Origin of the sequence: Nonomuraea sp. NPDC003560, assembly GCF_042878785.1 — a bacterium.
Lineage (GTDB): Bacteria > Actinomycetota > Actinomycetes > Streptosporangiales > Streptosporangiaceae > Nonomuraea.
Genome location: NZ_JBIAOF010000001.1, coordinates 333,896 through 358,358 on the forward strand (window position 1 = coordinate 333,896; position 24,463 = coordinate 358,358).

Below are 24,463 nucleotides of genomic sequence, written 5' to 3' on the forward strand. Positions count from 1 at the left end.
GGAAGGGGGTGTTCGGTGCCGGGAAACTTACCGGACAAACCGCGACGTAAGCGGGTCACATGGGCAGCGCCCGTCTCGGCGGGGCTCGCGGCCGGCGCCGCCAGTGTGCTGGCCGCCTCGCTGGAGTGGGACATCCCGCCGATGGCCAAGATCGGCGTGACGCTCGCGGCGGCGCTGCTCGTCGGCGTGACCACGTGGGCCACCACCGAGGCCACGCCCCGGCGGCGCGCCGCGCCCGCGCCCGAGCCCGGCGGGCGGCCGCCCGACCAGTGGCCGCCCGTGCCCGAGCACTTCACCGGGCGCGCCGACTCCCTCGCCACCCTGCGCGAGGTCTTCGCCGCCCGCCGCAAGTCCTCCGACCTGTCCCCGCCCCTGGTCGTCTCCGTGTACGGCCGCGGCGGCGTCGGCAAGTCGGCGCTGATGACCAGGTTCGGCCAGGAGGTCGCCGACTGGTTCCCCGACGGCCGGCTGCACGCCGACCTGCGCGGCGGCGTCGACGCCCCGGTACGCCCCGAGGAGGTGCTGATCGGCTTCCTGCGCGGCCTGGGCGTGCGCCTGGCCACCGACCCCGGCGGCCTCGACGAGCTGCGCACCCTCTGGCTGACCTGGACCAAGGGCCGCAAGATCCTCATCGGCCTGGACAACGCCCACGACGCCGCCCAGGTCAAACCGCTGATCCCGGCCGAGCCGGGCTGCGCGGTGCTGGTCACCTCGCGCTCCCCGCTGTTCCTGGACGGCACCCACGACACCCGGCTCGGCGTGCTCACCGAGGCGCAAGGCGTGGAGCTGCTGGCCCGGCTGGCCGGCGGCGCGCGGGTCGTGGACGACCTGGAGTCGGCCAAGGAGATCGTCCGGCTCTGCGACCACCTGCCGCTGGCGATCAACATCTGCGGCGGCCGGCTGGCCACCCGCGAGCAGTGGACCATGCGCGAGATGGCCGGGCGGCTGACCGACGAGCGCCGCCGTCTCGACCAGCTGGAGGTGGCCCAGGGCGTGGACAAGAGCGTGCGGGCCTCCGTGCAGCTCAGCTACGACGACTGCACCGGCATCCAGCGCCGCCTGCTGCGCCTGCTCAGCGCGCTGCCCGCGCCCGACGTGCCCGGCTGGGTGGCCGGCGAGCTGCTCGACATCTCCGGCCTCGACGGCGCCGACCAGCTCGAAGCGCTGATCGACGCCCAGCTCGCCGAGTGCTCCGGCACCGACCAGACCGGCGCGATGCGCTACCGCCTGCACGACCTGGTCCGGGTGTTCGCCGCCGAGCTGGCCGGCCAGGACGAGGAGGAACGCCGCAGGGCCGCCGTCGAGCGCGTCCTGCACGGTTACCGCCGCCGGGCCGAGGAGGCCGCCCAGAACCGCTGGCCGCAGGACTGGAGCAAGGGCGGCCGGCGCGCCGACGCCGAGGGGCAGCTCGGGGCTGGCGACTGGCTCAACGCCGAGCGGCTGTCCCTGCTCGCCATGATCAACCTGGCCGCGCAGCTCCGGCTCTGGGAGCTGACCTGGGGGCTGAGCAGGGCGTTCTGCTCGTTGTGCCACTCGCTGCGGGCCTACTGGGCCGACTGGGCGGACGTCGCCGACATCGGCTGCGAGGCGGGCCGGCGTACCGGTGACCGGCGCGCGCTGGCCATCGCGCTGCTGAACAGCGCGATCGTGCGCGGCGGCATGGGCCTGCGCGAGCGCGCTCTGCGCGAGGCCGAGCAGGCGCTGGAGATCTTCGGCGACCTCGGCGAGACCTGGTGGGCGGCCAGGGCCAGGCGCACGGTCGGCATGACCCTGATCAGCGGCGGGCACCTCGACCGCGCCCAGGACTACCTGATCGGGGCGATCACCGCGTTCAAGCACGAGGACGACCTGTGGTGGATGGCCCGCACCCAGCGCAACCTGGCCGAGATGCGCATGGCGGAACGCCGTCCCGAGGAGGCCCGCGACCTGCTCGAAGACGCCCTGGAGATCTTCCAGCGGGCGGGCAACCGCTACTCCGAGGCCCAGACCCTGCGCGTCTACGGCGAGGTGCTGGCCGCCCAGGCGCGCGGCGAGCGCCGGGCCGGCGACCACCGGGCCTCCGACGCCCTGTTCGTCCGGGCCGGGTTCAGTCTCGACCGGGCGGCCGAGATGTTCCGGCAGCGCGGCGAGCTGTGGGAGGAGGCCCGCTGCCTGCGCGCCGCGGGCGAGGTGGGCGATCCGGCGGGCGGGCTGCGCGAGCTGGAGTACGTCCGGCGGGCCGAGGAGATCCTGGTGGCGCTCGGCGACTCGTGGGGGGTGGCGCGCACCGCGGTGTCGGCCGGGCGCGCCCTGGCCCGGCTGGGCCGGATCGAGGAGTCCGAGCACGAGCTGCGCCGCGCCGTACGGGGGTTCCAGGAGCTGGAGGACCGCTGGTGGATGGCCAGGAGCCTGCGCTACCTCGGCGAGGCGCACCTCGACGCGGGCGGGCCGGACGCGGCGGTCGGGCCGCTGGAGCAGGCCAGGGAGATCTACCGCAGCCTGGGGAACGAGGCAGGCATGCGCCGCACCCTGGAGCTCCTGCGGCAGGCCCGGCCCTGACCGCCCGCGGGGTCAGGAGTCGCGCGAGGGGTGCCGCTGCGGGCCGGTCGCGCCGCGATCGTGCCGGTCACGCGGGCCGGTCGTGCGGTGCGCGGCGCGGTCGTGCCCGCCGGTGCGGGGGCCGAGCGCGCCGGTGCCGTAGGCGTCGCTGAAGGGGCTTCTCAGCAGCTCGCCCGCCGCCTGCCTGGCCTGCAGCACGCTCTCCTCGAACAGTTTGCGCACGTGGGCCGCCTGGTCGGACAGCTCCCTGATGCGCTCGTGCGCCAGCTCGTCCCGTACGGTGTCGGCGAGGAGCTGCTGGTACTCGGGGGTCTTGGCGGCCAGCGCCTCCAGGCGTCTGTGCGCGTGGTACACCTTGTCGGCCTTGAGCACCTGCTTGGCGTACTTCTCCAGGTGGCGTACGCGGTGCGAGAGCGAGGTCCAGGCGGCGTCGAGGGCGCTGGTGTACGGCTTGAAGGCGTCCTCCATGCCCGGCGGCAGCTCGCGGGGGATGAGCCTGCCCTGCTCGGCGTGCATCGACGACAGCCGCCGCAGCCGGTGGGCGATCTGCCAGACCTCCTCGGGCAGCGACACCTGGTTCTCCGCCGAGTCGATCAGCCCGGCCTTGTGCACCTTGGAGTTCAGCACGGCCGTGGCCGCGTCCTGGGCGCGGCGCAGCAGCACCTGGCAGGGACGGTCGAGGTCCTCGGGCAGGACGTAGTGGTCGGCGTGGGCGGTGGCGAGTCGTAGTCGTCGTTTGACGATCCGGTGGGAGCTGTCCAACGCCATCCACCGGATCAGGGCGATCAGCCCCATGCCGAGCCCGGCCACGAAGACGACCTCGAGGCTGCTGGTCACGATCAGGACCATCACCAGCAGGGCCGGAAGCGCGAAGAGCAGGGCGGGGCTGAAGCTGGGATCCATCCGCCTGCCGGAACGGGCCATATGAAGGATGTGCGGGCTCGACCGCAACTCGACCGAGACGTCCGGGGGCAGCGATGGATCGATCACCAGCCGGGGAGGCAGCGCGCGTGGATCCATACGTTCATGCTGCGTTATGAACAAGGAATCCGCTCATGATTGGCCGACATATAAGGTCGAAGTAATGGATGAGATGACAAGATGGATCGATCTGGAAGGCGCCGTCAACGTACGTGACCTGGGCGAACTTCCCACCCGTGACGGCGGGCTCACCCGCCGCGGCCGGATCTTCCGAGCCGACAACCTGCAGGGCCTCACCCCCGCGGACGTGTCGCTCCTGGTGGGCGAGCTGAACCTGCGCCACGTCGTGGACCTGCGCTCGACCGCCGAGGTCAACCTGGAGGGCCCCGGCCCGCTCACCCGGGTGCCGGAGGTGACCCACCACCACCTGACGCTGTTCGCCGAGGGCGGCAGGCACACCGACGTCGAGGCCGACTCCATCGACGGCGACCGCGTGCTGCCCTGGCAGGAACGGGACGTCGACGAGGAGCTGCGCGTGACCGGCTTCTACTTCGGCTACCTGCGCGACCGTCCGGACGCCGTCGTGGCGGCCCTGCGCGCCATGGCCCTCGACGACGGCGCCGCGCTGGTGCACTGCGCGGCGGGCAAGGACCGCACCGGCGTGCTGTCGGCGCTGGCGCTGGAGGTCGCCGGGGCCACCCGCGAGGCCATCGTGCGGGACTACGTGGCCACGGGCGAGCGCCTGGAGCTGATACTCAAGCGCCTGCGCGCCAGCGACACCTACCGGGACGACCTCGACTCCCGCCCGGCGGACGACCACCGGCCCCGGGCCCGCTACATCGAGCAGTTCCTCAAGGTGCTGGACGACCGCTTCGACGGCCCGATGGGCTGGCTGCGCGGCCACGGCTGGACCGACGCCGACGACGCGGCCCTGCGCGCCCGCCTGCGCGACTGATCAGCCAGCCCAGCTGTCACCCCAGGTGGACGACCATGCGCTGGGCGGCCGACAGGTGGGCGGCCTCGATGACGGCCAGCGTGTCGATCGAGCCGCGCGGGTCGACCGGCGGCGGCGCGCCCTCGCGCAGGGCGCGCTCCACCCCGCGGTAGAAGTCCAGGTACGCGCCCGGCTCGGTGGGAACGGGCCGGGCGTCGTCGTCGGTGCCGAGCAGGCCCCAGCGGCTCTCCTCGTCGGCGCCGAAGCCGGGGGAGTCGGGGGTCAGGCCCGCCCGCAGGCGCTCCTCCTGCACGTCCATGCCGTGCTTGACGTACGCGCCCGCCGAGCCCAGCACCCGCAGCCGCGGCCCGAGCCGGGCCGCCACCGAGCTGGCCCACAGGTGGGAACGCACGCCGCCCGCGTGCCGCAGCGCGATGAACGTGTCGTCGTCGGAGGCCACGCCGGGCCGCCGCACGTCGCTCTCGCAGTAGACCTCGTGCGCCGGGCCGAACAGCTGCAACGCCTGGTCGACCAGGTGGCTGCCCAGGTCGTAGAGCAGGCCGCCGATCTCCTCCGCGCCGCCGGTCTCCCGCCAGCCGCCCTTGGGCACCGGCCGCCAGCGCTCGAACCTCGACTCGAAGCGCAGCACGTCGCCGAGCCGCCCCTCGGCGATCAGCCGCCGCACGGTGCGGAAGTCGCCGTCCCAGCGCCGGTTCTGGAACACCGTCAGCATGACGCCGGCCTGCTCGGCCAGCCGGACCAGCTCGCGGGCATCCTCGGCGGTGCGGGCGACCGGTTTGTCCACGACGACGGGCAGGCCCTCGGCGAGCGCGGCGGCGGCCATGCTCACGTGCGTGCGGTTGGGGGAGGCGACCACCACGAGGTCGCTGTGCTCCCACAGCTCACGCACGTCCGGCACGCCGGCCGCGCCGTACCGGTGGGCCACCTCGGCCTGCCGCTCCGGATTGCGCGTGACGACCGCCGACAGCCGCAGGCCCGGAGTGGCATGGACGAGCGGGGCGTGGAAGTACGCGCCCGCGGTGCCGTATCCGATCAGGCCGACCCGGATCTCGCTCATCCGCCCAGGTTAGCCGGTACGGCCCGGGCCGCCCGTCACTCGTCGTCGCGTTCGGCCAGGAAACGTTCGAACTGGGCGGCCAGCTCGTCGCCCGTGGGCATCGGGGTCGTCTCGGCCATCAGGTTCTGCCGCTCCGTGCCGCCCGCGAACGCGTCGTACTGCTGCTCCAGCCCGCTGATGGCGGTCGACAGCTCCGAGGACGCCTGGATCTGCTCCTCGATCTCCGCCGTCGTGCGGTGGGCCGCGTCGCGCAGCGCCTCCATCGGGAACACCAGGCCGGTGCCCCGCGTCACCGCCTCCAGCCCGGTCACCGCCGCCGTCGGGTACTCCGCCTGCGAGAGGTAGTGCGGCACGTGCACCGCGTACCCGACCGCGTCGTGCCCCTGCGCGCCCAGCCGCAGCTCCAGCAGCGCGGCCGCGCTCCCCGGCACCTGGACCCGGCCGAAGGCGCTGGTCTGGGAGTTGATCAGCTCGGGCCGGCTGGCGTGCATGGTGATGCCCAGCGGACGCGTGTGCGGCACCGCCATCGGGATGCCGTGCAGCGTGACGATCTTGCTCACCTTCAGCCGGTCCAGCAGCTCTCCCACCGCGCGGGTGAACAGCTCCCATTCCCGGTCCGGCTCCGGGCCGCTCATCAACAGGAACGGCGTGCCCGTGGCGTCATGGGCGACATGGACGGCGAGCTCGGGGCTCTCACACTCGACCCAGCGGTCGGTGTCGAAGGTCATGATGGGCCGCCGCGACCGGTAGTCGAGCAACCGGTCCACGTCGAACGTCGCCACGACCCGGTGCTCCAGCTCGGCCAGCAGGTGGCCCAGCGCGAGGCGTCCGGCACCGCCCGCGTCGACGAAACCGTCGAAGTGGTACAGCAACACCGGATCAGTCAACTCGGGCGCGTCGTCTGCGAGCCTGTAGAGATCCTTCGGGTCGAACACGGTTGGACAGCCTTTCCCTAGGTACTCTTCCCCAGAACCTATGGCGAGTCGGATCGATTCCGCGCAAGGCACCCTATCGAGGCACAATCCGGCATCCGGTCGGAGGCGGGGGTCCGCCCTGGCCGGCGCGGCGGCTCCAGGATGTCGTCCGCCGGTGCCGGAGGCTGGCGTTCCGGTCAATCTGGCCATCATCAAAGGTGACATTTTGCTGATGGCGGCGGCCGATCATGGTCGCGCGGAGCCCGATGAATGATCGTCGCGTCTGGATACGGCTCCGGCCGCGCCTGCGGCCGGGCGTGCGGGCCGCTCTCCGTGGGCGGGTTCACGCAGGAGTCGGCCGTGGTCAGAGCGCTGCCGGGGGCGGGAGCCGATCAGCGGGACGGCGTCCTGTCGGCATTGGACCCGGCCTCAATGTTGGCAAATGCCCAGTTTATCCACCAGTTCCCTTGGAGGGATCCATAGTGTGAAAAAGGCATTAAAGGGCTCCAAGTTGTCGAGTGTGGCCTTTTGAACAGCCGATCGTCATGCTGAAGGGCGTGGCAACTTCTGCGCATTCCTTCAGTAGGCGACCGCTCCACATCCCTCCGCTCCCATGCCCGTTCCCCAACGAGATCAACGTGCATGCCGCGGAGGTCGACGCGGAGAGCCATACGTGGCTGGCCGCCTCCAGCATGCTCAAGGACGCCGACACCATCGAGCACTTCCGGCGTTCCAAGATCGGCCTGCTCGCCGCCCGTACCAACCCCGAGGTCCCGCGCGACAGCCTCCGGCTGATCAACGACTGGTACAACTGGCTCTTCGCGTTCGACGACGCCTTCTGCGAGGGAGAGCTGATGGGGCACCGGGCCTCCGCGCTCGCCCGCGCCCTGCCGCCGCTCCTGGAGATCCTGGACGACCGCAGGAAGCCGGACGACGACGACCCCTTCGGGCTCGCCCTCAACGAACTCCTCCACCGCATCGTCTCCACCTCCACCCCGGCGCAGGTGGATCGGTGGCGCATCACGGTCAAGGAGTACCTGTTCGCCCAGATCTGGGAGGCGGCCAACCGCGAGGCCGACCTGATCCCCACCCCGCAGGACTACATCCTGATGCGCCGCATCACCGGAGCCACCTACACCTGCTTCGCCCTCATCGACGCCGGCGGCGGCTACCGCCTCGAAGCCGAGGAGTGGCACCATCCCGACGTGCGGATGTTGTCGGACCTGGCCTGCGACCTCATCGGCTGGGACAACGACCTGCTCTCCTACGCCAAGGAGTGCGACAACGACAAGGCCCGGCACAACCTCGTCACCGTGCTGGCCACCCACCGGAACCTCACCCTCCAGGACGCCCTCCTGGAGGTCTCCGACATGCACAACCAGGCGCTCGCCGCCTTCCTCGACCGGCGCGCGGCGCTGGAGAAGTGGGCCCCGCCGCCCGTCCGCACGTACGTCCGCGGCCTTGAGCACTGGGTACGCGGGCACATCGAGTTCTCGCTCGGCAGCGCGCGCTACGTGCACGCGTGGCCGGAGGGGACCCGCTGGCCCCAGGCCGTGTGAGGCCCCGGGATCAGTCCTCGGCCGGGGCGTCCAGGTCGCCGAGCGCGAGCGTGGACGCCTCGTCGAGGTCGAGCCGGGCGCCGTTCTCGAAGGCGTTCTTGTAGGCCAGCTCGCCCATCATCGACTTGCAGTCCTCGACGCACGCGTCGTGGTCGTCGGTCAGGAACGGGGCGCCCATCTGCGGCAGGCCGGCCGTCCGCCAGTTCTGCTGCAACGCGCCCAGCAGCTTGGCCGCCGTCGGCGCCTGCTTGAGCGCGATGAGGATGCGCGCGGTCGTCTCCAGCACCAGCAGCGTGCCCAGCGTGTCGTGGAAGTGCCGCTTGATCCGCAGGCCCTCGCGGGCGTTGTGCAGCGCCTCGCCCGGCCTGCCGGTCGCGAGCCTCGTGCGCGACATCGCCCACTGGGCGTACGAGCTGACCCACAGCTCGCCGCGCTCCCGGCACACCTGAAGGCAGTCCTGGAGCAGCGACTCGGCCTCGAACAGCTCGCCCTGCGCCGACAACACCAGCGACAGCTCGACGATCGCGGGCAGCAGGCCCGGGTTGAGCTCCTTGTTGTCGGTGTTGAACTCGATCGCCACGCCCAGCAGCGCGCTGGCCTTCTGCAGGTCGCCCTGGAGCAGCGCGGCCGTGCCCTGCATCTTCGAGGCCAGGATCACCGCCCTGGAGTCGCCCACCCGGACGGCCTCCGTGCTGCACTGCTCGGCCGCCGCCAGCGCGCCCTCGCTGTCACCCTGCGCGCTGCGCACGTAGGACAGCACCCACAGGGCCTTGCAGCGCTCCTTGCTCGGCGAGGGGTTGGCCTCCAGCGCGCGTTCGAGGTAGAGCCGCCCCTCCCGGACGAAACCGCAGCACACCCACATGAACCACAACGACGCCAGCAGCGTGAGCGCCGAGCCGCTGCGCATGGAGGAGGACAACGCGTGCTCCAGCGCGACCCGCACGTTGTCGTGCTCCTGACGCATGCGCACGAACCAGTAGATCTGACGCGGACCCGACCACGCGTCTTCGCTGCGCTGGGCCAGGCTCAGGTAGTACTCCAGGTGGCGCTGCCGCATCTGCTGGGCCTGGCCGAGCTTGTCCAGCCACTCCTCGCCGTACTCGGCCAGCGTGTCGATCAGCTTGTAGCGGACGCCGGAGTGGTGGCTCCTGATCATCAGGATCGACTTCTCCACCAGCCCGGTGACCAGATCGGTGATGTCCTCCGAGGGCAGGCGCCCGTCGGAGCAGACGAACCTGGCCGCGTCGAGCTCGAAGTCGCCGGCGAACACCGACAGCCGCGCCCACAGCAGCCGCTCGGCGGGCTCGCACAGCTCATGACTCCAGCCGATCGCCGCCCGCAGCGTCGCATGGCGCGGCAGGGCCGTACGGCTCGCGCCGGCCAGCAGGCTGAACCGGTCGGCCAGCAGCCCGAGGATCTGCTCCACCGACAGGGCGCGCAGCCGCACCGCCGCCAGCTCGATCGCCAGCGGGATGCCGTCGAGCCTGCGGCACAGCTCGGCCACCGCGCCGATGTTGTCCTCGTCGAGCTGGAAGTCGGGCACGACCGCCCCGGCCCGCAGCGCGAACAACTGCACCGACTCGTTGGTGAACAGGTTCTCCGTCGGGTCGTCGCCGGGCACCACCAGCGGCGGCACCGGCACCACCTGCTCGTACGGCAGGTGCAGCGACTGCCTGCTCGTGGCCAGCACCTTCAGGTTGGGCGCGGCCTCCAGCAGCTCGTGGACCAGCTCGGCGCAGCCCTGCACGAGGTGTTCGCAGGTGTCGATGATGAGCAGCATGTCGCGTTCGCCGACCCACTCCGACAACGACTCCGACTCCGCCCGCGAGGACTGGTCGGCGATGCCGAGCGCCGAGGCGATCGTGTGCTTGACCATGCCCGCGTCCTGCAGCCGGGCCAGGTCGGCGAACCACACGCCGTCGGGGTACTGCGTGCGGACCTGGTGCGCCAGCCGCAGCACCGTGCGCGACTTGCCCACCCCGCCGATGCCGGTGACGGTCACCAGCCGGGACTCGGCGAGATGCCGCTTGAGGTTGGCGAGTAACCGGGTCCGCCCCACGAAGCTGGTGAGCTCCGCCGGTAGATTGCCTTCTCTCCGCCAGCCTGTAGGGGTGGCCATGCGCAGCCTCACGGGGGATAGGCGACACCTGCCCTGGCATCGTACCGCCGGGCACAAGGGCTGTCCGTGGAGCCGGGAAGACGACCGGTGTTGGTTTGTACGTCTCGGTAGCATGTTTTCCGTGGACGAATTTCTCCCGGAGCAGACTTCGGACGACACCGACCTCGGCTGGGGCGACTGGCGTGAAGCCGACGCCGACGCCTTCTACCTCGACAACAAGCCTCCGCACTGGGGCTGACCTGGCCGCCCGCGCCGCCCTGTGGCCGGGCGCCCACCTTCCTGGCTCCCGGCCGTTCCCGAAACGGCCCGCCTGATCCCCCTTTCCGGCCCATCACACTCAGGCCCGCCCTATCCGGGTACGTAACTTTGTATCCCGCCGAATCCCACTCGCCCCATTAGGGCGTGCCTCAAAGGATCGTCAGCCGGTCAATGACGGCGGCTTTCGTGAGGCGGACAGCGGGTTTGCCGTACCGGGCGGCGATACCGCGATGACGTTCGAGCCGATCGATGCCATGAGCGCTCGTCGGCACGTCACAATCGACGGCTGAACGGGCGCGGCGGCCGGCCACGTCAAAGGACGGCGAGCGGCCTTCCCGGCCTTCCCGGCCTTCGTGACCTTCGCGGCCGCGACGCCGCTGCCAGGCGGCGATGCGGTCGCCCATGCAGGCCACCACGGCTCCGGGCCGGGCCTGGTCCGGGGTGGGGTGCGCGGATGGCGTGCAGCACGTGAGGCAGGCGGGTCCAGCCGGGGATGCTCCCCGCCGGTGACCACGAAGGCGCGCGGGGCCGTCAGTCGATGTCACCGGCCGCCTCTGCTCGTGCAGGTGAGTCGGCACAGGCCAGCTCTTTGCACCTGACCCGAGCAGCGCTCGGCTACCTGCCGACGCCACCCGCGCGGACCGTCTCGCTCACCCGGGCCGGTGAGGTGCGCCAGGGGGCGCCGTGGCCGGGGAGCACCCAGGACGCCGGCAGCCGGGCGATCCGGTCAAGGGAGACGAGTGCCTGGGCCGGGTCGTCGGTGAAGGGGGCCGGTTGGGGGCCTTCGCGGCCGGTGAGGACGTGCCGGGTGGTCAGGGCGTCCCCGACGAAGACGGCGTCGGCGAGCGGGACGTGCACCGCCACGCTCCCGGGCGAGTGCCCCGGCATGCCCACGATCACCGGGCTCCCGGGCAGGTCCAGGACGTCGCCGTCACCGATCTCGGTGACCTCGCGGACGTGGCGGGTGCGCAGCCCGTTCTTGCCCAGCGAGTAACTCAGGAATCCCAGCGCGGGACCGAGCCGCACAGGCCCCACCGCGACCTTGGGCTTCTGCCCGGTACGGGCGCGGACGGCGTCGGCGGCGTGCACGAACACCGGCACCCCGTGCTCACTTCGCAGGCGTTCGGCGAAACCGAGGTGGTCGGAGTCGCCGTGGGTCAGGACGAGTCCCCGGATGTCGTCCACGGACTTGCCGATGGAACGGAGTTCGCGCTGCAGATCCCGCCAGTGGCCGGGCAGCCCGGCGTCGATGAGCGTGATGCCCTCGGCGGTGTCGACGAGATAGCAGGCCACGACGTCGTTGCCGAGGCGATGCAGATGGGGAGCGAGTTTCATGGGACCTCCGGGCGCCGGGGCGCCGATCGTGTAACGGGTGGATGTCTGCCGCACGCGCCTCGCCTCAGAGCATTCCGTGCGGGACGCGCGCCGCTTCCGGCACCGGCTGCACCACGTCCCAGTGCTCGACGATCTGCCCGCCGGCCAGCCGCCAGATGTCGACGACGGCGACGCCGCGCGGGTCGTCGTCCGTGGTCATGAGGTAGTGCATCACCACGTGATCGTCGTCGGCGATGACCCGCTTGAGGTCGAGCCGGGCACGCGCCACGGGAGCCTCGGCGATGTGGGCGATGAACGCGTCCCGCCCGGACGGGTTGCCCGGGCTGTGCTCGACGAAGTCCTCGTGCAGGAGCGTGCGGAGCACGTCGATGTCCCCGGCCGCGAACCGGGTGAAGCCGTCGAGGACCAGGTGCTTGTTGCGGGTGGTCGTGCTGCTGTCGTTCATGGGGGACACCGTCGCAGCGCGCGCCCGGGGGTGTCGATTACATGGCATGTAATCGCGCAGGTCAGCGGGGTGCGACGATAATCGCCGGATGAACCAGGACCGGCCGATCGGCGAGTTGCTGCGCGAGTGGCGACGCCGCAGGGGGCTCAGCCAGCTCGATCTGGCGCTGCAGGCGGACGTGTCCGCCAGGCACGTCAGCTTCGTCGAGACGGGACGGACCATCCCCAGCAGCGCGATGGTGCTGCGTCTCGCCGAGCATCTGGGGGTCCCGCTGCGGGAGCGCAACCGCCTGCTGGTCGCGGCCGGTCACGCGCCCGTCGTCCGCGAACGGCCGCTGAAGGACCCGCACCTGGCCTCGGCGCGGAACGTCCTGGAGCAGATCCTGCGCGGGCACGAGCCGTATCCGGCGCTGGCCGTGGACCGGCACTGGAACCTGCTGTTCGCCAACTCGGCGATCGACGTCTTCCTGGAAGGCGTCGACGCGGCGCTGCTCCGGCCGCCGGTCAACATGATGCGGCTCGGTCTGCACCCGGGCGGGTTCGCCTCGCGGTTGCTCAACCTCGGGCAGGTCCGCGGATTCCTGCTGCCCCGGCTCGCCCGCCAGGTCGCGCAGAGCGGGGACGCCGAACTGAGCGCGCTGTACGAGGAGGTGCTGTCCTACGGTCCCGCGGGCGATCCGCGGCCACCGGATCCGGCCGAGATCGCGCTGCCCGTCCGCATCCGCCACCGCGGCGCGGAGTTGTGTTTCATCAACACCATCACGACGTTCGGCGCGGCCTTCGACGTCACGCTTGAGGAGATCGCCGTCGAGGCGTACTTCCCCGCCGACGACGACACCGCCCGCTTCTTCAGGACGGCGGCCACAGAACCCTCCGCCTGACGCCGTCCGTGCCGGCGCCACGGCCTTCCGCGACGTCTCAGACTTTTTCAAAATTCTTCGGGACGCGTGTCGATCCGCCCCCGTCCCGTTCGACGCGTCGATGAAAGGAAGGGGACGGGCACGGATCCGGCCCCCGCGACACGTCTCGAAAGGACGACCGGCGACATGCAGAAGATCACGACCTACCTGTGGTTCGACAACCAGGCCGAAGAGGCGGCCGAGTTCTACACCTCGATCTTCGCCGACTCCCGCATCCTGGAGGTCCAGCGCTACCCCGAGGGCGCCCCCGGGCCTGCCGGGCAGGCCATGGTGGTCTCCTTCGAGCTGGCCGGGCAGCGCTTCCTCGCCCTGAACGGCGGCCCGCAGTTCACCTTCACCGAGGCGATCTCCCTCTACGTCGACTGCGCCTCCCAGGAGGAGGTCGACGACCTGTGGGCCAGGCTCACCGACGGCGGCGAGGAGTCGCAGTGCGGCTGGCTGAAGGACCGGTACGGCCTGTCGTGGCAGATCGTCCCGAGGGCGCTGCAGGAGCTGATGAGCGTGCCGGACCCGGCCGCCGCCCAGCGGGTCGCGCAGGCCATGCTGGGCATGCGGAAGATCGAGATCAAGGGCCTGGAGGACGCCGCCAAGGGCGTCAGCTGACCACGTCCTTGCGCCGGAACCTGCGGAAGGCCACGGCGATCAGGATCGCGGCATAGGTGATCGACACCGAGGCGCCCTTGGCCATCCCGCTCCAGTCGAGCTCGGGGGCCAGGGCGTCCAGCCACGCGTTGTTCCAGAACGTCGGCAGGAACTCGCGCAGCGTGCCCAGCGCCTCGACCGCCTGCAGGATGGTGCTCACGATCCACAGGCCCACCGCCCCGCCCACCGCGCCGAGCGGCGAGTCGGTCACCGTGGAGACCAGGAACGCCAGGGCCGCCACCACGAGCTGGCTGACCAGCGCGTAACCGATCACGATGCCGAACCGGGGCAGCACGTCGAGCGCCGGGATCGTCTCGCCGGTGCCGGGCACCTGGATGTCGTGCCAGCCGAACGCGACCGTGCCGGCCAGCAGCGCCATCAGCGGCAGGCAGATCACCGCCGCAGCCGAGAAGCCGAGCGCCACGATCAGCTTCTGGCGCAGCAGGCGGTCGCGGGGGACCGGCGCGGCCAGCAGGTAGCGCAACGACGACCAGTTGGCCTCGGCGGCCACCGTGTCGCCGCAGAACAGGGCGACCGCCACCACCAGCAGGAAGCTCGCCGACACCGACAGGGCGAACGCGGCGAAGTTCAGGCCGCTCGCGGTGGCCAGGTCGCTGATCCGCACCGACGACGGCCCCTGGTTGCCGGACTGCGGCCCGAACTGGAACGCGATCACCAGCACCCACGGCAACGCCAGCAGCAGCCCGAACATGACCAGCGTCCGCCGCCGCTTGAACTGCCTGACGATCTCCACGCGCAGCGGCAGCGTGCGGCGCGGCGCGTAGCCGGGCGCGGCGGTCATGATCTGTCTCCGATGAGGTCGAGGAACACGTCTTCCAGGCGCGGACCGCCGTGCCCGTTGCCGTTGCCCGCCGCCGAGCTCAGCAGCCGCGACACGGGCCCGGTGGAGACCAGCCGGCCGCGGTGCATGACGACCACGTGGCTGCAGGTCTGCTCCACCTCCGCCAGCATGTGGCTGGAGACGATGACGGTACGGCCGTCGCGCGCGTAGCGCTTGAGCACCTCGCGCATCTCCCGGATCTGGGGTGGGTCGAGACCGTTGGTGGGCTCGTCGAGCACCAGCAGGTCGGGCAGGCCGAGCATGGCCTGGGCGATGGCCAGCCGCTGGCGCATGCCCTGGGAGTAGGTGCGCACCGCGCGGTCGAGCGCCTTGCCCAGGCCCGCGATCTCCAGCGCCTCCTCGAAGTGGGCGTCGGCGGCGGGACGGCCGGTGGCCGCCCAGTAGAGCTCGATGTTGTCGCGGCCGGACAGGTGGGGCAGGAAGCCGGGACCCTCCACGAACGAGCCCAGCCTGGACAACACGGGCGCACCGGGGGTGACGGGGTCGCCGAAGATCCGGATCTCGCCGGAGTCGGGGCGGATCAGGCCCATCATCATCCGCATCGTGGTCGTCTTGCCGGCGCCGTTGGGGCCGAGGAGGCCGAGAACCTGGCCCTGCTCGACCCGGAACGACAGCCCGTCGACGGCCCGCTCGCCGTTGCGGTACGCCTTGGTCAGCCCGACGATCTCCAACGGCACCTCACGCCCGCCGTCACCGCCCGGCAGCTCACGCCCGCCGTCACCGCCCGGCGCCTCCGACGTCCCGTCGCCGTTCGGGCTCACGCCGGCCTTCGCCGCCGAGCCGCGGCCCGAGGGACGGCCGGTGGCCAGGAGGACGGCGGCGGCGAGCACGGCGGCCAGCGGCATCGCCCACACCCACCAGGCCACCCCGGTCGGCGGCGCGGCGAGCGTGCGGACCGTGGGGACGGCCAGCGTGGGCGAGGCCAGGGAGACGCCGAACGCGGCGGGCTCGGCCGGGGTCGCGAACCCCATGTCCGTCGTGGTCACGACCAGCCGCAGCCGGTGGCCCACGGCGAACCGGTGGTCGACGGCCGGCAGGGTGACCGTGGCCTCGGCCGAGCCGGCCCCCTCGGGGATCGTGACCCGGAACGGCGCCACCAGCCCGGCAGGCAGCGCGGGCGGCTGGACGGCGTCGGCGACGTCGTAGAGCTTGGCGAACAGGGTCGCCTGGCCCTTGCCCGACACCTTGACCTTGACCGTGGGGCTGCCGGTGAGCTGGAGCGGGGCGGTGAGCGGCGGCGACTCGAACGCCGCGCTCTGGCCGGGCATGTCGATGGACACGCCCGTGCCGCCGCCCTGGCCGCTCAGCAGCCCCCCGACGCCGGGAACGGTCGAGATCGAGGCGGGGGCGCCGCCGGGCGGGTTGACGACGTTCTGCTCGGGGCCGGCGAGCTGCACCGTGGCGGTGTCGGTGCCGGCCAGGCCGGGGTAGGCGGCGGCCTCGGGGTGGAGCCTGACGCGCTGGCGGGTGCCGGGGTCGCGGCCGCCGTCGCGGGTGACGGTGAACGCGCTCACCGCGGGCGCGGCCTCGCGCTTGAGGTGGCGGGCGAACCAGGCCGAGGACTGGTCGTAGAGCCAGTCGGCCTCGCCGTTGCCGCCGTCGTGCCCGCCGTCGAACCAGGCCATGCTCACCGGCGTGCCGGCGGCGGCGATGGCCCGGGCGTTGGCGTCGGCGTGGGCGAGCGGGAACAGGGAGTCGCGCTGGCCCTGGAGGAGCAGGGTGGGCGCCTTGATCCGGCCGGCCACGGTGACCGGGCTGGATCTGCGCAGCAGCGCGACGGCCTCGGGCGTGGCCCGGCCGTCTTCGGCGACCTGCTGGTAGATCGCGCAGATCGCCGGCAGGAAGCGGCCGCACCTGGCCTGCTCGACGGTCAGCGGGGCGGCGGCCTCGCGGCGGGACTGGGCGGCGAAGGTGTCGAGGGAGACGCCCTGGCCGAAGAAGATGCCCGCCCACATGCGCTTGAACACGCCGTCGGCCACGCCCTGCCCGATCGCGGCCTGCGGGCCCGTGGCGGACCCGGCGGCGGCGTTGGGGAAGAGGGCGTCGGCCAGGTCGGCCCAGGTGATCTGCGGGACGATGGCGTCGACGCGCTGGTCGTAGGCGGCGGCCATCAGGGCGATGGCCCCGCCGTACGAGCCGCCCGTGATGCCCACGCGCGGGTCGCCGGCGGCGTCGAGCCGCACCTCGGGCCGCCTGGCCAGCCAGTCGACGAGCTGCTTGACGTCTTTGACCTCGTAGTCGGGCGAGTTGAGCGCGATCTCGCCCGTGGAACGGCCGAAGCCGCGCGCGGACCAGGTCAGCACGGCGTAGCCGTCCTGGGCCAGGCGGGCGGCCTGCTGGCGGACGCTCTGCTTGCTGCCGCCGAACCCGTGGGCGACCAGCACGGCGGGCGCCTTCCCGCCGCCGGCGGGCGGGAAGAACGTGGCGTCGAGCTCCACCCGCTGGTCGTCGGCGGGCCCGTCGACGACCGTGATCCGCTGGTCCTGACCGCGCGCCTCCGCGGTGGACGGCCACACCAGCCACGTCGTCACCCCGATGACGGCGAGCACCGCGACCAGCGCGGCCACACGTTTCATGGCGGTGAGCCTACTTTCCGCACCTGAGAGATCCCTGAGACGGCCCTCAGCCGAGGATCGCGTAGACGGTGGAGGCGTGCGCGGCCGGATCGCCGTCGCCGTCGGGCGTCAGCGTGACCTCCGAGAAGGCCAGCGAGCGCCCCAGCTTGGTGACGCGCACGTCGAGCAGCACGTCGCGGCCCACCACCGGCCGCTGGAACGTGGTCGACTGCTGCACGGTGGTCATCGGCACGAACCCGCCCCTGGCGGAGGAGATCGCGACGACGGTGGCGGTGTCGGCGGCGGCCATCATCGCCTGGCCGCACAACCCGCCGCCTTCCCTGGCCAGAGAGTCGGACCAGGGGAGCCGGACGACGGCGTGGCGCTCGCCCACCTCCTCCACCCGCAGCCCGAGCTCCTGGATCCAGGGAGCGAAGTATTGCCGGAGAATCGCCTGTGCGTCTTCTGGAGTCACGCGCTCATCATGCACGCTGTAGGGCATGGCGGAGGAGCGGAGCGAGCGTCCTGTGGACAACCCAGAGCGGGGGGAGCGTCCTGTGGACAACCCCGGGCAGGGGGAGGAGCGTGACCTGGCCGAGGTGTTCCTGCCGTCCACCTACGCGGCGGGCGTCCCCTACGACCTGTACGCCCGGCTCCGCCGGGAGAGCCCGGTCTGCTGGATCCCCGAGCCGGCCGTCGGCCCCTGGCGCGAGGGGCCCGGTTACTGGGGCGTGTTCCGGCACGCCGACGTCAAACGGGTGCTGCGCAGCCCCGACGACTTCTCCTCCCACCTCGGCGCCACCCAGATCCGCGACCCCGACACCCCTGCCGACCTGGAGTTCGTCCGGTCGATGATGCTCAACATGGACCCGCCCGAGCACTCCAGGCTGCGCCGGATCGTGGCGGCCGCCTTCACGCCGCGCGCGGTCCGCGCCCTGGAACGCACGATCAAGGACCGGGTGGCCGCGCTCCTCGCGCCCGGTGAATGCGACTTCGTCGAGGTGGCCGCCGACCTGCCGGTCTGGACGCTGGCCCACGTGATGGGCGTGCCCGAGCAGGACAGGCGGCTGCTGTACGACTGGGCCTCCCGCGTCATCGGCTACCAGGACGACGACTACGCCGGCCTGTCCACGGCCGAGGTCGAGTCCCTGACCCCCGTGGGCCGGCTGGCGGTCGCCGCCCGTCCCGAGCTCGAACCGGGCATGAACCCCAGGTCCAGGGCCGCGCTGACGGACATGTTCGCCTATGCCCACGCCCTGGCCGACACCCCGCACGAGTCCGTCATGTCCGCCATGAGGAAGGGCGGCCTGACGGAGGCCGAGTTCGAGAACATGTTCTTCCTGTTCGCCGTCGCCGGGAACGAGACCCTGCGCAACGGCATCCCCGGCGGCCTGCTCAGCCTGCTGCGCCACCCCGCCGAGCTGGCCCGGCTGCGCGCCGACCCGTCGCTGCTGGAGTCCGCGGTCGAGGAGATGCTGCGCCACTGGCCCCCGGTGATGGACTTCCGCCGCACGGCCACCCGCGACCTGACGCTCGGCGGCCGGCGCATCCAGGCGGGGGAGAAGGTGGTCGTCTACCACGCCTCGGCCAACCGCGACCCGGCCGTCTTCGCCGACCCCGACCGCTTCGACGTCGCCCGCACCCCCAACGACCACGTCAGCTTCGGGTTCGGCCCGCACTTCTGCCTCGGCGCCCACCTCGCCCGCGTCCAGCTCCGGGCGGTCTTCGCCGAGCTGCTCGCCTGGGACGTCGAACTTACCGGCCCCCCGGTACGCCTCACCTCCAACTTCCAGAACGGCCTCAAACACCTCCCGGTACGCCTGACCCGCCGCCCGGCCTGAAGGCCGCCGCTCATCCAGACAAATGGGACATCTGAGACCGATGGGCCGGATGACCGTAAGATTTGCGCCGTGAAGTCACCAGCATCGTTCAAGAAGGCCGCGGCATGGGCCTTGCCGTACTGGACCAGAGGCCAGGCGGGGCGCGAGACGCCGCAAGACCTGTTCCGGGTTCTCTACTTCGGATGGCTGGTGGCGCTCACGCTCAAGCTCCTCGGCTCGGCCTGGGACGTCTCGTGGCACTTCAAATGGCTGCGCGACGACCTCGCCCCGCCCCACCTGCTCAACTCCGCCGGCACCGCCCTCGTCGTCGTGCTGGCCGTCGTCCACGGCTACACCGGCTACGGCGTCGACAAGGCGGCGCTGCGGCTCATCCAGTGGGGGACCGGGATCTTCCTCGTCGCGGTGCCGCTCGACCTGATCAACCACCGCGTCAACGGGCTCGACATCACCTCGTGGAGCCCGTCGCACATCATGCTCTACGTCGGAACGTTCTTCATGATCATGGGTGTGATCAGGGGCTGGTTCATGGGCGCGCCCCCCGGCCGGGAGCGCACGGTCGTGCTGGGCGCCTTCCTCGCGTTCTTCCTGGAGAACGTGCACTTCCCCGAGCAGCACCAGGAGTACGGCATCCTGTCGCTCGGCGCCTGGGACAACCAGGCCACCTACGCCGAGCCGATCCTGCTGCGCTTCGCCGCAGACCAGATGGGCCGTCCGGTCGACCGGATCATGATGGCCGGGTTCACCCTGCCGGTGCCCGACTACCTCTACCCGGTCTACGCCGTCGTCGGCGGGCTGTCGGTGCTGGTCGCGGCCAGGCTGCTGATCGGCAGGTTCGGCGCGGCGACGCTGGTGGCCGGCGCGTACGTCGGATTCCGCACGCTGATCTGGCCGCTGCTCACCTTCGGCGGCTTCCCGCCGTCGGCGGTGCCGTTCTTCTTCGTGGCGGCCGGGCTGCTGGTGGACCTGGCGTTCCTGGTGCGCGTCCCGGCCGTGCGCGCCGTCGTGGGGGCGGCCGTGGTGACCGCCGGCGCCTACGGCGCGCTGGTCGCGCAGAACGCGGCCCTGGGCCCGGTCTACGGCGCGATCAAGGGCCAGACCGGCCTGTACGGAGCCCCGCCCCTGGTCACGTCGTCGGCCCTGTGGGCCGGGCTCGGCCTGATGGTCGCCTGGCTGGCCGCCGAATGGCTCGCCGGGCGGCGCGACCGGCGGGCTCAGCCGATCGAGGCCCGGGTGATCGCGACCGCCACCCCGTAGGCCAGCCCCATCACGCCCACCTCGGCCGCCGTCCAGCTCACCAGGGCGGTGGCCCCGCCGCGGCGGATCACCGGCAGCAGGCGGAAGCGGATGTGGGCGGCCAGCGGCACCAGCAGCGCCACCAGCGCCGTCTTGATCACCACGAGCACGCCGTAGTGGCTGGTCAGGATCGCGCCGGGCAGCTCGACGCCGGGCGTGAGGGCCATCGTGCCGAGCCCCGTGACCAGCCCGGACAGCGAGACCAGGAGCAGGCAGACGGTGGCCATCCTGGAGAACTTCGGCAGCGCCACGGCCAGCAGCCCCCGGTGGGGGGCGACGAACACGGCCGTGGCGGCCAGGCCGCCCGCCCAGGCCGCCGCGCCCATCACGTGGATCTCCATCGAGATCATGATGGGGTCGTGCCAGACGGAGTTGACCGCGTGCCCGGTGACCGGGATGGGCAGCAGCCCGAACAGCGCCACGATGATCCGCAGCTCCGCGGGCACCTTCTCGCCGAACCTGACCGCCATCAGCCCGATGCCCGCCGCCGCCAGCGCGCACGCCGCGCTGAAGAGCAGCCCCTGCCCGGTGCCGACCTCCTCGACGTAGGAGGCGATCAGGCCGAACGTGGGCACCCGGCCCGGATTGAGCTCGGCCGTCTGGAACACGATGGTGAGCAGCGCGCAGATCGCCCACGCCCAGGCCGCCAGCACGGCGAGCGGACGCACCCGGCGCAGCACCGGCTCGGTGGCGTCGGGGTCGTCGAAGCCGAGCAGCTTGGGCACCAGGCTCAGGCCGACCACGGCGACGGCGGCCAGGTCGAGCAGCACCCGGACGACCGGCAGGCCGTAGGCCACGACCGGCCCCGGCATGGGGATGCCCGGCACGGACTCCTGCGCGGTGAACGTGGACGCCGCCACGGCGGCGACGATCCCGCACACGACGAAGGCGCCGACGACGAGCCGCCCGCCAAGCGCCTGCTGCCCGGAACGGGAGGAGACGGTCGCGGTCACGCCCGCGTCCCGCCCTCGGACGAGGCGGCGCCCTCAGCGGGCTCGGCGGCGGCGGAGGTCGCCGACGTGGCCGAGGTGTCCGCCGGGTCCGCGCCGGCGGGGGTGGCGCGGCGGAGGGCGACGGCGGTGCCCGCGGCCAGCAGCAGCAGCGCGGCCACGATCCACACGACGGCCATGCCGGCCCCGCCGTTGGCCGCCGCCTCGGCCGCCTCGGCGCTGTCGCCCTGCTCGGCCTGCCCGGCCGAGACGCCGGTGGCGGAGGCGGCCATGGTGAAGCTGATCTTCCCGGTCACCGGATGGCCGTCGGAGGACAGGATCCGGTAGCCCACCACGTACGAGCCGCCCGCGGGCAGCGGCCTGACCTTGACGGAGACCCGCTCGGCGGCCACCTCCGCCGCGCCGTCGGCCCACGAGGAGCCGTCCGCCCCCGTCACGCCCACCTGCGCGTAGCCCTGGCGCACCGCCTGGTCGAACACCAGCGTCACCCGCGCGGGCGAGGCGGACAGCGTGGCGCCGTCCTTCGGATCGCTGCCGACCAGCACGTTGTGCGCCTGTGCGGGAAGGGCGAACCCGACCGCGGCGCACGCGAGCAACAGGACCGTGAGTAGCCGCCTCACCGATCAAAACCTTCCATCGAACGAGTCTCGAACCCGTATATGGTCCCACCCATGACGGACCTCTTCGGCGGCGCGGCGCCCTACTACGCCAAGTACCGGCCCGGGCACGGCGATCCGGCCATCGACCGGCTGGCCCGCGCGTTCGGTCCGGACGGCGTCGTGCTCGACCTCGGCTGCGGCCCGGGGACGATCGCGATCCCGCTGGCCGGGCGGGTGCGCGAGGTGCTGGCCGTGGACCCCGACGAGGAGATGCTGGCCGAGGGGCGGCGGCTGGCGGCGGGCGTGCCCGGCGTCCGCTGGCTGCGCGGCGACTCGACAACGCTGCGGGAGCTGCCGCCGTTCGGTCACGTCGTGATGGGCCGGTCGTTCCACTGGATGGACCGCCGCGCGGTGCTGGCCGACCTCGACGCGCTGCTGCCGCCCGGCGGCGTCGTCGCCCTCGTCGGCCCGACCCGCGACCCCGCCGAGGAGCCGTGGGAGCCGGTCATGCGCCGGGTGCGCGAGGAGTTCGGGGCGAACACCTGGACGGCCGCCGGCTCCTTCCAGCGGACCGGCGAGCACCACCACGACGTGCTGGCCGCCTCGCCCTTCGCCGAGCTGGAGTCGAGCCGGTACGAGCACCGCCTGGCCTACGACCTCGACGCCGTGCTCGGCCTGCAGCTCTCCTACTCCTACACGGCCCCGGCCAGGCTCGGCGACCGCCTGCCCGCGTTCGTCGAGGCGGCCAGGGCCGCCCTGCTGGCCGCCGAGCCGTCGGGCCGCTGGGAGCTGACGACGACCACCGAGGTCCTCATCGCCCGGCGTCCGGCCTGACCGGTCCGGTGGCCCGGACGGACGGGCCTCAGCGCCGGGTGAGCCGCCGGACCGCGAGGCCCGCCACCCGCACCGCCGCCGACGGCCACAGCCGGGCGGCGCGCCAGGCGATCCGGCCCGAGGCCGGCGCCACGATCAGCGCCTTGTTCCTGGCCACCCCGCGCAGGATGTCCCCGGCCAGCGCGTCGACGGGATAGAGCCGCCCCTGCGCCCGCACCGCCGCGCTCCTGGCGTGGGCGGCGATCTCGTTCTGCGGCAGCCCCGGGTTGGCGTGGTCGAGCAGCGGCGTGTCGATGAACCCCGGGCAGACCACGCTCACCCGCACCCCGTACGCGGCCGCCTCGGCCCGCAGCGCCAGCGAGAGCCCGACCACGGCGTGCTTGCTCGTCGTGTACGGCAGCATCAGCGGCGCGGGCACCAGCCCGGCCAGCGACGCGGTGTTGACGATGTGCCCGAAGCCCTGGTCCACCATGATCGGATAGGCCGCGTGCACGCCGTGGACGACGCCGCGCAGGTTCACGTCGATCGTCCGGTTCCAGTGGTCGAGCGTCAGCTCGCGGGTGCGGCCGCCGACCGCGATGCCGGCGTTGTTGAACAGGAAGTCGAGCCGCCCACGTTCGGCCTTCACCCGGGTGACCAGCGCGGCCACGGCCTCGGCGTCGGTGACGTCGAGCCGGGCGAACTCCAGCCCGGAGTCGGCGGCGGCCTGCTTGCCCGCCCGCTCGTCGACGTCGGCGATCACCACCGTCACGCCCCTGCGCCGCAGCTCCCGCGCCACCGCGAGGCCGATCCCGGAGGCGCCTCCGGTCACCACCGCGACCTTCACCGGCCCGGCTCCGCCCATATCCCCATGGCCTGCCAGACCTTCCTGCTGACGACGTTGACGAGCCCGATCTCGGCGCACAGCTCGCGCGTGCGGCCGACCGAGTCGCGGATCTCACGCCGGGCGGCCGGGTTGTCGCGGTAGATCTCGGCCACGACCTGCGGCGGGACGCGGAAGTGCCTGATCAGCGGGCCGGGCGGCGCGAGCATGATGCGGGCCATCACGCCGAGCACGACCGGCGAGATCACGCTCAGCAACATCCGCCGGTGGCGGGGCATGCGCGGCACGCGGTCGCGGAGGTAGTGGCGGGCGAAGGAGATGTGCCTGGCCTCCTCCGCGATGTGGATGCGCATGATCGTCTCTTCCAGCGGATGGTGGGCCCGGCCGTCCTTCAGCACCTTACGCTGCACGTGGTCGATCGGGTCCTCGCCACCCAGGACGAAGACGAAGAACAGCTCGGTGGAGATCAGCGGGATCCAGGGCGCGATCTGGGCGACCAGGGACAGCGGCCGCGGCATGCCGCGTATCGGGAGCTTCGTGCGGTTCACGAACTCCTGGAACATCATCCCGTGATGTCCCTCTTCGATGGTCTCGTGGTAGACGTACCGGAACTCGGGGGAGCCGTTCGGCAGGCGGTAGGCGTAGTTGAGCAGGCCGCGCTTGAGCAGGTTCTCGAACTGCAGGCCGATCTTCATGGCGGTGGCGACCCGCCACAGGCCGATCCTGGCGCGGACCTCGGGGGAGCGGCTGCGGTACCACGGGTGGCCGCCCAGCTTGTCGACCTCGGGCAGCTCCCAGCGCGGGTCGGCCTGGTCCACGCGGAACTCCGGGTCGTCCCACGGGATGTCGCGGTAGGGCTCCCAGTGTCTGTCGACCGACGCCTTCGACAGGCGTTCGACGACGGCCTCGTAGGCGGTGCGGTCGGCGATCCTCTCGTCGTTCTCCCTGGCGGCGGCAGAGCTCGGTGCGGATGTCATCGCGGGTGCTCCTCTCCTCGCCCTTGTAATTGTACGAAGGATCCAATAGGCGTGGAAGAGGGGCCCG

Annotated in this window: 22 protein-coding genes; 8 read left to right on the forward strand and 14 right to left on the reverse strand. The window is 72.3% G+C overall.

Going from position 1 to position 24,463, the window contains the following annotated elements:
• Positions 1 to 15 precede the first annotated feature (15 nt).
• Entirely contained in the window at positions 16 to 2,538 is a 2,523-nt protein-coding gene (locus ACFYUV_RS01640; protein WP_387663838.1) for an ATP-binding protein, read from the forward strand.
• Between the two features lie 12 nt (positions 2,539 to 2,550).
• Here the strand turns inward: ACFYUV_RS01640 and ACFYUV_RS01645 are convergent, their stop codons facing one another.
• Positions 2,551 to 3,558 (reverse strand): hypothetical protein, encoded by a 1,008-nt coding sequence (locus ACFYUV_RS01645; RefSeq protein ID WP_387663840.1) that lies wholly within the window; start codon positions 3,556 to 3,558, stop codon positions 2,551 to 2,553.
• A gap of 73 nt (positions 3,559 to 3,631) precedes the next feature.
• On the opposite strand from ACFYUV_RS01645, the gene ACFYUV_RS01650 reads away from it, so the two are divergent.
• Positions 3,632 to 4,414: a tyrosine-protein phosphatase gene (locus ACFYUV_RS01650; protein WP_387663842.1), complete on the forward strand. Its 783-nt coding sequence runs from the start codon at positions 3,632 to 3,634 to the stop codon at positions 4,412 to 4,414.
• Between the two features lie 16 nt (positions 4,415 to 4,430).
• Here ACFYUV_RS01650 and ACFYUV_RS01655 read toward each other — a convergent pair whose 3' ends face one another.
• Together ACFYUV_RS01655 and ACFYUV_RS01660 are read right to left on the reverse strand one after the other, a co-directional pair.
• Complete coding sequence (locus ACFYUV_RS01655; protein ID WP_387663844.1) at positions 4,431 to 5,471, reverse strand: Gfo/Idh/MocA family oxidoreductase; 1,041 nt, start codon at positions 5,469 to 5,471, stop codon at positions 4,431 to 4,433.
• Between the two features lie 35 nt (positions 5,472 to 5,506).
• The gene (locus ACFYUV_RS01660; protein ID WP_352359047.1) at positions 5,507 to 6,406 is read right to left on the reverse strand and encodes a PAC2 family protein; all 900 of its coding nucleotides are present in this window, start codon (positions 6,404 to 6,406) and stop codon (positions 5,507 to 5,509) included.
• Positions 6,407 to 7,023: 617 nt separating this feature from the next.
• Between ACFYUV_RS01660 and ACFYUV_RS01665 the strand changes: the two genes are divergently transcribed.
• Positions 7,024 to 7,944, forward strand: a complete 921-nt coding sequence (locus ACFYUV_RS01665; protein WP_387663846.1) for a hypothetical protein — start codon at positions 7,024 to 7,026, stop codon at positions 7,942 to 7,944.
• A gap of 10 nt (positions 7,945 to 7,954) precedes the next feature.
• On the opposite strand, the gene ACFYUV_RS01670 is transcribed toward ACFYUV_RS01665, so the two are convergent.
• The 4 genes from ACFYUV_RS01670 to ACFYUV_RS01685 all read right to left on the reverse strand — a co-directional run bounded on the left by ACFYUV_RS01670 (position 7,955) and on the right by ACFYUV_RS01685 (position 12,101).
• On the reverse strand, positions 7,955 to 10,075 hold the full coding sequence (locus ACFYUV_RS01670; RefSeq protein WP_387663848.1) for an ATP-binding protein: 2,121 nt from the start codon (positions 10,073 to 10,075) through the stop codon (positions 7,955 to 7,957).
• Positions 10,076 to 10,470: 395 nt separating this feature from the next.
• The gene (locus ACFYUV_RS01675; RefSeq protein WP_387663850.1) at positions 10,471 to 10,725 is read right to left on the reverse strand and encodes a hypothetical protein; all 255 of its coding nucleotides are present in this window, start codon (positions 10,723 to 10,725) and stop codon (positions 10,471 to 10,473) included.
• Positions 10,726 to 10,936: 211 nt separating this feature from the next.
• Entirely contained in the window at positions 10,937 to 11,656 is a 720-nt protein-coding gene (locus ACFYUV_RS01680; protein ID WP_387663852.1) for an MBL fold metallo-hydrolase, read from the reverse strand.
• A gap of 64 nt (positions 11,657 to 11,720) precedes the next feature.
• Entirely contained in the window at positions 11,721 to 12,101 is a 381-nt protein-coding gene (locus tag ACFYUV_RS01685; RefSeq protein WP_387663854.1) for a nuclear transport factor 2 family protein, read from the reverse strand.
• An 88-nt stretch (positions 12,102 to 12,189) separates the two neighbouring features.
• Here ACFYUV_RS01685 and ACFYUV_RS01690 point away from each other — a divergent pair, with 88 nt between their 5' ends.
• Both ACFYUV_RS01690 and ACFYUV_RS01695 read left to right on the forward strand, forming a co-directional pair.
• The gene (locus ACFYUV_RS01690; RefSeq protein ID WP_387663856.1) at positions 12,190 to 12,981 is read left to right on the forward strand and encodes a helix-turn-helix domain-containing protein; all 792 of its coding nucleotides are present in this window, start codon (positions 12,190 to 12,192) and stop codon (positions 12,979 to 12,981) included.
• Positions 12,982 to 13,146: 165 nt separating this feature from the next.
• Positions 13,147 to 13,623 (forward strand): VOC family protein, encoded by a 477-nt coding sequence (locus ACFYUV_RS01695; RefSeq protein ID WP_387663858.1) that lies wholly within the window; start codon positions 13,147 to 13,149, stop codon positions 13,621 to 13,623.
• On the opposite strand, the gene ACFYUV_RS01700 is transcribed toward ACFYUV_RS01695, so the two are convergent.
• From ACFYUV_RS01700 to ACFYUV_RS01710, 3 genes are read right to left on the reverse strand one after another with little or no spacing between them, the layout of a single operon-like run.
• Complete coding sequence (locus tag ACFYUV_RS01700) at positions 13,616 to 14,464, reverse strand: ABC transporter permease (protein ID WP_387663860.1); 849 nt, start codon at positions 14,462 to 14,464, stop codon at positions 13,616 to 13,618. The genes ACFYUV_RS01695 and ACFYUV_RS01700 overlap by 8 nt on opposite strands.
• Positions 14,461 to 17,100, reverse strand: coding sequence for a CocE/NonD family hydrolase (locus tag ACFYUV_RS01705; RefSeq protein WP_387663862.1), 2,640 nt, complete (start codon positions 17,098 to 17,100; stop codon positions 14,461 to 14,463). Before ACFYUV_RS01705 ends, ACFYUV_RS01700 begins: the two co-directional genes overlap by 4 nt.
• A gap of 46 nt (positions 17,101 to 17,146) precedes the next feature.
• Positions 17,147 to 17,554, reverse strand: a complete 408-nt coding sequence (locus ACFYUV_RS01710; RefSeq protein ID WP_352321529.1) for a PaaI family thioesterase — start codon at positions 17,552 to 17,554, stop codon at positions 17,147 to 17,149.
• Between the two features lie 25 nt (positions 17,555 to 17,579).
• Here ACFYUV_RS01710 and ACFYUV_RS01715 point away from each other — a divergent pair, with 25 nt between their 5' ends.
• Entirely contained in the window at positions 17,580 to 18,920 is a 1,341-nt protein-coding gene (locus tag ACFYUV_RS01715; RefSeq protein WP_387663864.1) for a cytochrome P450, read from the forward strand.
• A gap of 69 nt (positions 18,921 to 18,989) precedes the next feature.
• Positions 18,990 to 20,174, forward strand: coding sequence for a hypothetical protein (locus ACFYUV_RS01720; protein ID WP_387663866.1), 1,185 nt, complete (start codon positions 18,990 to 18,992; stop codon positions 20,172 to 20,174).
• Here the strand turns inward: ACFYUV_RS01720 and ACFYUV_RS01725 are convergent.
• On the reverse strand, positions 20,132 to 21,166 hold the full coding sequence (locus tag ACFYUV_RS01725) for a CopD family protein (RefSeq protein ID WP_387663868.1): 1,035 nt from the start codon (positions 21,164 to 21,166) through the stop codon (positions 20,132 to 20,134). The genes ACFYUV_RS01720 and ACFYUV_RS01725 overlap by 43 nt on opposite strands.
• Positions 21,163 to 21,783: a copper resistance protein CopC gene (locus ACFYUV_RS01730; protein ID WP_387663870.1), complete on the reverse strand. Its 621-nt coding sequence runs from the start codon at positions 21,781 to 21,783 to the stop codon at positions 21,163 to 21,165. Before ACFYUV_RS01730 ends, ACFYUV_RS01725 begins: the two co-directional genes overlap by 4 nt.
• 51 nt (positions 21,784 to 21,834) lie before the next feature.
• Between ACFYUV_RS01730 and ACFYUV_RS01735 the strand changes: the two genes are divergently transcribed.
• Positions 21,835 to 22,596 (forward strand): class I SAM-dependent methyltransferase, encoded by a 762-nt coding sequence (locus ACFYUV_RS01735; RefSeq protein WP_387663872.1) that lies wholly within the window; start codon positions 21,835 to 21,837, stop codon positions 22,594 to 22,596.
• Between the two features lie 28 nt (positions 22,597 to 22,624).
• Here the strand turns inward: ACFYUV_RS01735 and ACFYUV_RS01740 are convergent, their stop codons facing one another.
• Both ACFYUV_RS01740 and ACFYUV_RS01745 read right to left on the reverse strand, forming a co-directional pair.
• On the reverse strand, positions 22,625 to 23,422 hold the full coding sequence (locus ACFYUV_RS01740) for an SDR family NAD(P)-dependent oxidoreductase (RefSeq protein WP_387663874.1): 798 nt from the start codon (positions 23,420 to 23,422) through the stop codon (positions 22,625 to 22,627).
• A complete protein-coding gene (locus tag ACFYUV_RS01745) occupies positions 23,419 to 24,396 on the reverse strand; it encodes a diiron oxygenase (protein WP_387663876.1) in 978 nt (325 codons plus the stop codon). The genes ACFYUV_RS01740 and ACFYUV_RS01745 overlap by 4 nt, the downstream gene beginning before the upstream one ends.
• Between the last annotated feature and the right edge of the window lie 67 nt (positions 24,397 to 24,463).